Annotated in this window: 7 protein-coding genes and 1 pseudogene; 2 read left to right on the forward strand and 6 right to left on the reverse strand. The window is 69.5% G+C overall.

Annotation, left to right across the window (positions count from 1 at the left end; genetic code table 11):
• Positions 1-80 precede the first annotated feature (80 nt).
• The 5 genes from ACN469_RS10515 to ACN469_RS10535 all read right to left on the reverse strand — a co-directional run bounded on the left by ACN469_RS10515 (position 81) and on the right by ACN469_RS10535 (position 5,562).
• On the reverse strand, positions 81-1,139 hold the full coding sequence (locus ACN469_RS10515) for a DUF3592 domain-containing protein (protein ID WP_498766699.1): 1,059 nt from the start codon (positions 1,137-1,139) through the stop codon (positions 81-83).
• Between the two features lie 13 nt (positions 1,140-1,152).
• Positions 1,153-2,466, reverse strand: a complete 1,314-nt coding sequence (locus tag ACN469_RS10520; protein ID WP_498766701.1) for a GNAT family N-acetyltransferase — start codon at positions 2,464-2,466, stop codon at positions 1,153-1,155.
• A 52-nt stretch (positions 2,467-2,518) separates the two neighbouring features.
• Positions 2,519-4,165: a sigma 54-interacting transcriptional regulator gene (locus tag ACN469_RS10525; protein WP_498766703.1), complete on the reverse strand. Its 1,647-nt coding sequence runs from the start codon at positions 4,163-4,165 to the stop codon at positions 2,519-2,521.
• A 44-nt stretch (positions 4,166-4,209) separates the two neighbouring features.
• Positions 4,210-5,163 (reverse strand): GGDEF domain-containing protein, encoded by a 954-nt coding sequence (locus tag ACN469_RS10530; protein WP_498766730.1) that lies wholly within the window; start codon positions 5,161-5,163, stop codon positions 4,210-4,212.
• A 120-nt stretch (positions 5,164-5,283) separates the two neighbouring features.
• Positions 5,284-5,562, reverse strand: coding sequence for a glutaredoxin family protein (locus tag ACN469_RS10535; RefSeq protein ID WP_498766705.1), 279 nt, complete (start codon positions 5,560-5,562; stop codon positions 5,284-5,286).
• 21 nt (positions 5,563-5,583) lie between these two features.
• On the opposite strand from ACN469_RS10535, the gene ACN469_RS10540 reads away from it, so the two are divergent.
• Positions 5,584-6,744: a DUF4388 domain-containing protein gene (locus tag ACN469_RS10540; RefSeq protein WP_498766707.1), complete on the forward strand. Its 1,161-nt coding sequence runs from the start codon at positions 5,584-5,586 to the stop codon at positions 6,742-6,744.
• A gap of 22 nt (positions 6,745-6,766) precedes the next feature.
• Here ACN469_RS10540 and ACN469_RS10545 read toward each other — a convergent pair whose 3' ends face one another.
• Positions 6,767-8,293 (reverse strand): penicillin-binding transpeptidase domain-containing protein, encoded by a 1,527-nt coding sequence (locus ACN469_RS10545; RefSeq protein ID WP_498766709.1) that lies wholly within the window; start codon positions 8,291-8,293, stop codon positions 6,767-6,769.
• Positions 8,294-8,448: 155 nt separating this feature from the next.
• On the opposite strand from ACN469_RS10545, the pseudogene ACN469_RS10550 reads away from it, so the two are divergent.
• Positions 8,449-8,714, forward strand: a pseudogene (locus tag ACN469_RS10550) (ABC transporter permease); the annotation flags it as partial.

Genomic DNA, 8,714 nt, shown 5'->3' on the forward strand with positions numbered 1-8,714 from the left:
GTCGTCGCGGGCTCGACACGAAGCGCCATACCCAGGTGCGACGATGTACGCCTGGGGTTGGCTCGGACTCGCGGCTTTCGCTAGCGCACGCCCACTCCTCGCGAGGCGGAAGGGAGAGTCATCTTCGGAGCCGCCTCGCCAACCTCGAGGTGCGTTCGCAGCCAATGTGCGAGCGCGTCTGCCTGCTCCTTGCGCGAGAAATGGGTGATGGTTTCCCGGCGCGATTCGCCATCGGCGGTGACGTGTTCGAGCGTCAGAGGGTAGCGGTTTTCGCTTCCCCGCTGGTTCCCGCGAACCGGCGGGTCTACGCGGAGCGACCGCACGTCGCGCCACCGGAGGTCGAGCCGGTGCTTCCGTCCGGAGATGGCCGGCAGGGAGAGCCTTCGCGCCTGGGTGTGGAGGCGCAGATCGTAGCGCCCGGACTCGCGCCGGGCGCGCGACATCCTGCTGGTGAGCACACCGCAGGCGATGATGACTCCCCAGGCCCCCACCCCCACGGCCAGCGGTGCGTCATATGCCCCGAGGACTCCTCCGAGCACGCCACACGCGACGGCGGAGCCCCCCAAGGCAAGCAGCACCCAGACAGCGGTCTCCATCCCGGTGAGCCTCACGCACTCGCTGCCGTCCTCCCAGACGAAGGTGGACAAGAGCGGCGGCTTCGGCAGCCAGATGCGCGCCACCAGGACCCCGAGACAGAGCGTTGTCAGATTGAAGGGCAGGAGAATCATGAGCAGGAACAGCTCCGCGTTCCCCATGCCCGGCTGCAACACCGCCTCCGAGGGCTTCGCGGGACGGTAGTACACGGGGATGCTGGACCCCACGGAGTAGCGCGTCACCAGCGCCTCCACGTGCTCGGGGGCCCCCGCGCTCCAGGAGGACCAGCGGTACTTGCTGCCCTCATGGGGCTGCCCGTCGACGGAGTAGGTGTAGGCCAGCTTCGGGCGATAGGTGGTGCTCTTGTTCGAGCGCACCGTCTCCACCTCGCTCCGGGTGATGGTGCCCTGCACGGACGGCCAACTCGCCGACCACGCCTGGAGGCCCGCGGTGGACAGGGCGAAGTAGTCCATGGCCACCGTGCCGGCCGCCACCGGCAATACGGCCACGAGCCAGAAGGCGGTCGATACCACGCGAGAAGACATGGCCCCAGTCTACTCAGAGCGTGAGGACCATCAGCTCCTCGTCGACGTAAGCCCCTCCAATCTTCAGGGCGCGAGGCTCCACGCCATACGTCTGGAAGCCGAGGGACCGGTACAGGGTGTGGGCGGCGGCGTTGCCGGAGACGACGGCCAACAGGAGCTGCTCGACGCCCGGGAGCTTGCGGCCCTCCGCGAGGATGGCGACGAGCAATCGCCGGCCGACACCGCGCGAGCGCGCCTCCTCGGCCACGTACATGCCCCAGACGAAGGCCTTGTGCGCGGACTTGCGACGAGGCTCCCGGCGCACCCCCACCACGGCCACCAGCCGCGTCCCGTCGTAGGCGCCCAGCACCCGCTGCGAATCCGTCGACGCGAGCCGCCCGCGAAACACCTCCACCGCGAACTCGGACTCCTCCTCGAACGAGGACCCGAAGGCCTCCGGGTGCTCCGTCAGCGAGCGCAGCCGCATCGCCCGGAAGGCCTCCGCCTCGTCGGGAAACACCGGGCGGATGACGATGTCGCCCTCCCCGCTCGTGCGCCCCTCCTCCTTCAGCACGGCGGCGAAGCCCACGGTGAAGTCCGGGTAGCGAGGCAGCCAGCCCAGCTCCTTGAGCCGCGCGTTGGAGATGGCCCTGTCACCCCGCAGGGACTCGTGCAGCGTCTCCAGGGGCACACGCGGCGGAACCGACATGGCCAGCCGATGCGCCAACCAGGTCACGGTCTCCTCCAGCGGAGCGGCCCTGTCATCCGCCACGCAATACAGCGCTCCGGGCGAGCCCTGCTCCAGCGCGGCGAGGATGGCCGCGCCCAGGTCGTCCACATGCACGCGGGAGATGCGCCCTCCCTTCTCCGGCAGGCGCAGGTTGCCGGACAGCAGGCGCGAGTGGGCACCGCGTCCGGGGCCGTAGATGCCCGCGATGCGCAGCACCATGGCGCCGAGCGGCAGGTAGCGGGACTCCGCCTCCAGCCGAGGAAGTGACGAGGGCCAGGTGACATCCACCGGCGTCTCCTCGTCCACCTCGCCTCGCGCGCTGCCGTAGACGCCGGTGGAGGACAGGTAGACGAGCCGCGCGGGAGGCCGGGCCGAGAGCGCGCTGGCGATGGCGCCGTCGAGCCCCGCCTCGGGAGGAACGGAGACGATGACGTGCGCGCCCTGCGTCTGGAGGAGTGCGTCCTCCAGCGAGGCGACGCGGGCGCCCGCGCGTGTCAGCTCCTCGCGGCGGGCGGTGTCGCGGGTGGACGCGAGGACCTCGCGTCCCGCCTGCGCCTGCGCCACCGCGAGACGCGTCAGCGTGTAACCAGAGCCCAGAAGGACGAGAGGTGTTGTCATGCCCCCCGCGATAGCGAAAGCCGGGGGGCGATGGCAAGCCGTGACGTCGGGCCTACAGCTCCGCGCTGGAGCGCGGGTCGATGATTCCGCACTCCTTGATTTTGTAGAGCAGCGCCTTGTAGCTGATGCGCAGCTTGCCGGCCGCGCGGCGCTTGTTCCACGCGGTGCGCTGGAGCATGGCGAGGATGGCCTCGCGCTCGGCCAGCATCGCCGCGCGCTTGCCGATGTCCTTCAGCGACGGCTCCCCGGCCGGAGGAGGCGGAGGAGGAGGCTGCGGCACGTCGAACGGATTGATGTAGCGCGGCGCCGGAATCACGGAGTTCATCGGCTCCATCATCGCGGCCGCATGAGCCTGGGTGTGTGCCGCCGCCGTCGTGGGAGACACGCTGCGCGAGGGCATCTCCAGCACCTGCACGGACGAGGACGGAGGCGCGCGAACGTGCTCCTCCACCGCGCGGTGGTTGTAGCCGCTGTCGTCACCGGCGTACGACGTGGGCAGGTGCGGCGCGCTCGCCGGAGTGCGGCCCGGCGCGTTGAGCTCGTCGAGCACGAGCGTCGGGTCCTTCAGCACGCACAGCCGGCGCACCATGTTCTCCAGCTCGCGCACGTTGCCCGGCCAGTCGTAGTCCGCGAAGGCCTGGAGCACCTCGGTGGGCAGCTCCGCGATTCCGGAGATGTACTGGCGGCCGTACTTCTTGAGGAAGTGGTCCGTCAGCGGCACCACGTCCTCGCGCCGCTCGCGCAGGGGCGGCAGGCGGATGGCCACCACGTTGAGGCGGTAGTAGAGGTCCTCGCGGAAGTTGCCGAGCGCGATCTCCTTCTCGAGGTCGCGGTTCGTCGCCACCACCACGCGGCTGTCCACGCGGACGCTCTTCTTGCCACCGACGCGGAAGAACTCCTCGTCCTGGAGCACCTGGAGCAGCTTGGCCTGGAGGCGGATGGCCATCTCGCCAATCTCATCCAGGAAGATGGTGCCCTGGTCCGCCAGCTCGAACTTGCCGGGCTTCTCCGCCGTGGCGCCCGTGAAGGCGCCGCGCTCGTGGCCGAACAGCTCACTCTCCAGCAGCTCGCCGGGAAGCGCCGCGCAGTTCACCTTGATGAAAGGCCGGCCACGTCGCTGGCTGCGCGCATGGATCTCCCGCGCGATGACCTCCTTGCCCGTGCCAGACTCGCCCAGCAGCAGCACCGGGACGTTCTCGTTCGCGATGCGCTCCACCAGCGCCCGTGCCCGTCGCATGGACGGAGACGAGGAGATGAGCACCCGGGCATCTCCCGCCGGGTCCGCCGCCGGACGCGGCGCCAGGGGTTGAGCCACGACCTGACGATCCGGCACGCGCGTGCCCAGAGCCCGGGCCAGTGCGTCCTGCAGCTCGTCATTGCCCAGGGGCTTCGACAGATAGTCGGTGGCGCCCATCTTCATGGCGCGCACGGCGTCATCCGCGCCCGTCAGGCCGCTGAGGACGACCACGGGGGCATTACCCCCCTGGGCCCGGTAGCGACGAAGCACCTCCAGGCCACTCATTTCCGGCATCACGACATCGAGCAACACCGCGTCGAACGAGCCCCCCGCGAGCATCTCCAGCGCCTGCGCGCCACTCCCAGCGCAGCGCACTTGATAGCCCGCGCTGCCGAGCAACTCGGACAGGAAGGTGCGAACCGACTCCTCGTCATCCACCACCAGCACCGCGATCCGATCCATCCCCTCGCCTCCGCTCGCCCTCTGCATCGAACCTCCGCCCATCCTCACACCGAGAGCCGGGCCATGGACCCGGTCATCCGACGAAACTCACGCGTGCGCCGCATGTCTTGCTGCGCCGCGTTCAAAAGCTGCTGAGGCGTCCCCACGGTGTCCGGGAAGCTCACCGCCCCCAGCTCCAACGTGGTGCGCACCACCCGACCATCCACCTGGAAACGCGCCGACTCGAAGCGCGCGGCCACCCGCGACAGCATCACCGGCACCGCCTCCGCCGGAGTCCCCGGCAACATCAGCGCGAACTGGCAGTCGCCCACCCGGGCCACCGCGTCCGCTTCCCGCACCGTCTGCCCCAGCACCACCGCGCTGTACACCAGCAGACGCTCCGCCATGCCGCGCCCGTACTCCTTGCGCATCGCGCTCCATCCCCCGACCTCCGCGGAGATCACGGAGAAGCTCCCGCCATACCGCTCGCACCGGCGCACCTCCAGCCCCAGCAGCGAGAGCAGGAAGGGTTTGTTGTACAGGCCCGTCACCGGGTCATGCAGCGCCAGCGCCGTGTCCTCTTCCTCACCTGAAGCCGCCCTCAGGACGGCCGCCTTCAGGCGCAGCTGCGCGTGCAGCTTCACCGCCAGCTCCGAACCGCTGCCCGAGCGTGGCACCACGTCCACGCACTGCCCCTTCTCCAGACAGTGCTGGTAGGCCCCCACGTCGTGAGGGTCCACCATGTAGAGCAACGGCACGGTGCCCCGGCTGATCTGCCGCAGCCTCCTCGCCACCTGCACGGCGCCATAGTCCGGCGCCTGCACCGCCAGCAGCACCGCGTCCGGGCGGATGACCTCGAACAGCGGCACCGCCGCATCGAAGCGAGTCACCGGTACCACCCGGAAGCCAGCCTCCCCGAGGAGCGTCCGGGTCCGCTCCAGGTCGTCCGCCCGCGGCTCGATGAGCAGCACGGTGGGCGGCTGCGCCGCCTTCCCCACCCGCTTGCGCCTCACGCCCACCACGTCAGCCTCCCCACCAGAATTTTCTCCACCACTCCCCCGGCACGTGCCCGGAATTACAGTCCCCAGCCCCTCCCTACTCTCTTCATCCCCCCGGATTTCCTAGGGAAGGGCACTCGGCTACCCATTCTGGGCATCGGTTTTAGCAATGGACATGCCACCTTGGACCTCACGCAACCGGGCCTCCAGCTCGGCCTCCGTGACGTGGTGCTTGAAGGCAGGCACGTCGTTGATGACGATCACGGGGATGTCGTAGCGCCACCGCTCGAAGAGCGCAGGGTCCTCCAGGATGGAGATGAGCCTCAGCTCGAAGGGGATGCGAGCGCGGACGGCGTCCACGACGTCGGCGGCCTTGTCGCAGAGGGAGCATTTGGGTTTCGAGTAGATCTCGACTCTCATGGCGGGCAGGATGGACGGTCGATGCGAGGTCTGACTGGTGACTTACCGACGATGCCCCTCAAGGACCTCGTCGTCCACCTCGGGAACCGTCGAGCCACTGGCTCGCTGAAGGTGGAGCGTGGAGAGGTCCGCAAGCAATGGGTCCTCCGCGATGGCCAGGTGATTTGCGCCAGCTCCAATCAGCATCGGGAGTACTTCGGTCAATTCCTCATCACCATGGGGCATGTGACGGAGGCCCAGCTCGAGAAGGCGTTCGGCACGCAGGCCCAGACGCGGGTCTTCCTGGGCAAGGTGCTGGTGACGACGGGGGTGGTGACGGAGGCGACGGCGCGCTCGACGCTGAGTCACAAGTTCCGGGAGATGATGTTGGATGCCTTCCATTGGCGGGAAGGCGAGTTCACCTTCGAGGCGTCGGACACGGCCCCGGAGATCGCCGGCCTCGATATCGAGGTGGACCTGATGGACATCCACCGCGAGGGCGAGTTCCGGGAGACGGCGTGGGAGGCCATCCGCGCGGTGTTCCCCTCGGGCGGGGTGCGACTGTCGGTGGATGAACGCAAGCTGCCCGACCGCAAGCCCGGCAGCATGGACGAGCGAATCGTCCAGCTCATCCAGGACGGCCTGAGCATCGACGGGCTGGCCCGGGCACTCCACGCCACGGACTTCTTCCTCTACCAGCGGCTGTACGCGCTCTATCGCCTGGACGCGGTGAAGGTGTCGGACGAGGCCCCGGTGCCCGTCACGTCCGCGGTGGTGGAAGAGGAGAAGCTGGAGGACACGGGCGTCATCGGCTCGGAGTCGTCGTCGGACGAGGTGCTCCAGGCGGCGCAGCTCTTCATCGACGCGGGCAACGTGCGCGACGGCGAGGCCCTGGCGCGACAGGCGCACGAGATGTCCCCGTCGCCCCGCTCGGCGGCGCTGTTGAAGACGGCCCAGGAGAAGCTGCTGAAGGAGCTGCGCCGGGAGTTGATGGATGCGTCGAAGGTGCCGGCGCTCCAGGTGGCGCCCTCACACCTGAAGACGCTCCAGCTCACCGCGCCCGAGCGCTACCTGCTCTCACGCGTCGACGGCCGTCGCGACATCGCCGCCATCGTCAACGTGTGTCCGCTGCAGGAGCTGGACGCGCTGAAGTTCTTCCACGGCTTCGTGGACATGGGGTTGGTGAAGCTCACCGCGCGCTAGGCAGCGTCGAGCCTCCCCCCGCTCAGTGCTTGCCCGCGGCCGAGGCCGGCGCGGTCAGCTCCACTGTCGCTGGCACGCGCTCCAGCCCGAGCCGCAGCGCCTCGCGTCCCAGCCAGGTGCCACGGATGCGCCACTTCGGATCATTGACCACGAGCGCGGCCACGGCGACGCGCGGATTGTCCCGGGGCGCGAAGCCCACGAACCACGAGTAGTCCCGAAAGGGATTGCGGTCCGCGAGCGTGCCCGTCTTGCCCACCGCGCTGTCCACGCGGAAGTTGCGCTCCCGGAAGATGCCGCGCGCGGTGCCGTGCGTGACGGTCTCCTCCAGCATGTCCGTCAACGCCTTGGCCGCCTCGGAGGTCAGCACGCGCTCGCCCTCGGGAGGCAAGAGCGAGCCCTGCTCCGGCTCCACCAGCACGGGGTCCACCCAGCGTCCATCATTGGCGGCCACCGAGGCCAGCAGCGCGCCGTGGAGCGGCGACAGGTAGACGTCCCCGAAGCCAGCGCCCGTGTTGGCCAGGGCAAAGCCATCCTCCGGCACGGCGGCGAGCGACACGTCCGTGGGCACCACGAAATCAATCTCGCGGTTGAAGCGGAAGCGCGCGGCCATGCGGCGCAGGGTATCCGCGGTGAGGTGCTTCTGCGTCAGCTTGGCGAAGATGACGTTGGCGCTCTTGCCCATCGCGAGCGCCAGCGAATAGCAGGCCCCATCGCGCTCGCTGTCCTCCAGGTGCTTCTCGGTGAGCCGTCGCTTGCCCCCGTGGAAGCACTCCTCCATCGTCGGCGAGACACCGGCCTCCAGCAGCGCGCTGCCGGTGACGATCTTGAAGATGCTCGCAGCGGGGAACACCGCGCGGTACGGCAGCCCCCGCAGCTCCGGCTGCGCCTGCGAGTGCTCCGCGAGCGCCAGCACGCGCCCCGTCGAGGGCTCCAGCACCACGACGGCGCCATACGGCGTCTCGTAGTCACGGAGGATCTTCGTCAGCGAGGCCTGGAGCACCGGGTCCACGGTGAGCGCGCGCGTGTGGCCATCCTTCTCCTTCACCACCAGCCGCTCGCCCTGCAGCTTCGCGCGGGCCAGCAGGTCCGCGGCGCGAGGCATCGTCTGGAGCTTCGCCATGGGCGGAGCCGTCAGTCGCGAGGGCACCGGCGCGGGAGGCACCAGGCCCGGCACCATCACCAGCGTGGTCAGCCCCGCGTCCGGTCCACCCTGCACCGCCGCGGCAGCCACCGCGTCGGCCTCGGGGCTCGTCCCACCGTCCTCCCCACCCACGTGAGTCAGGGACGTCGCGGTACCGCCACCGCCCGCATAGGCGCCCGGGTCACCGCCAGCGTCCTCGGCCCCTCCGGCTCCTTCGGCTCCGGAGCCAGCCACGAGCGGGCCCGTCCCTGGGAGCGCCGTCTGACTGGAGCCAGGAACCACCACGCCGGAGTCAGGGGCGGCCGAGGCCTCGGGCAAGGCATCGCCCCGCACCGGTTCTTGGGCCCCCAGGAGCAGAGCGAGGGGGAGCAGCGCTGCGGCGGACAGGAGGCGGCGGCGAATCGTCATGTGCGGCGCGAGTGGGGGCTGAGGGGGCGGGAGCAGCAGGCGAATCCTACCGGCTGGAGGCTCGCTGTCCACGGACGGTTCCCTGTCCGCCTGGTTGCCGCTCCTGTCAGAAACTTGGCGGTGGGGTGTGCAAGTCCGATAGGGTCACCCACACTTTGGACGGACTGAAAGAAACCCTGGTCATCTGGGGCGCCGAGTTCCGCCGGGCCGTGCGCAGTGGTCGCACGGTGGTGCTGCTCGGGCTCTACAGCATGTTCTCCGCGCTGGTGCTGCTGGTGATTGGCAAGCTGACCAGCGACCTGCGCTCGACGATGAACGAGCGGCTGGCCGGCGCCGGCGCCGACGCGGAGGCGACCGCGCGGATGATGGAGGAGACGCGCAACGGCGTGCTGGGCTTCCTCACCAGCAACGACAGCGCGAT

The organism is Corallococcus terminator (assembly GCF_049194865.1).
Classification (GTDB): Bacteria; Myxococcota; Myxococcia; order Myxococcales; family Myxococcaceae; genus Myxococcus; species Myxococcus terminator_A.

Bases quoted from the DNA above. Each gene is read 5' to 3' on its own strand.
- ACN469_RS10515 (WP_498766699.1), bottom strand. From the start codon at position 1,139: ATGTCTTCTCGCGTGGTATCGACCGCCTTCTGGCTCGTGGCCGTATTG.
- ACN469_RS10520 (WP_498766701.1), bottom strand. From the start codon at position 2,466: ATGACAACACCTCTCGTCCTTCTGGGCTCTGGTTACACGCTGACGCGT.
- ACN469_RS10525 (WP_498766703.1), bottom strand. From the start codon at position 4,165: ATGGATCGGATCGCGGTGCTGGTGGTGGATGACGAGGAGTCGGTTCGC.
- ACN469_RS10535 (WP_498766705.1), bottom strand. From the start codon at position 5,562: ATGAGAGTCGAGATCTACTCGAAACCCAAATGCTCCCTCTGCGACAAG.
- ACN469_RS10540 (WP_498766707.1), top strand. From the start codon at position 5,584: ATGCGAGGTCTGACTGGTGACTTACCGACGATGCCCCTCAAGGACCTC.
- ACN469_RS10545 (WP_498766709.1), bottom strand. From the start codon at position 8,293: ATGACGATTCGCCGCCGCCTCCTGTCCGCCGCAGCGCTGCTCCCCCTC.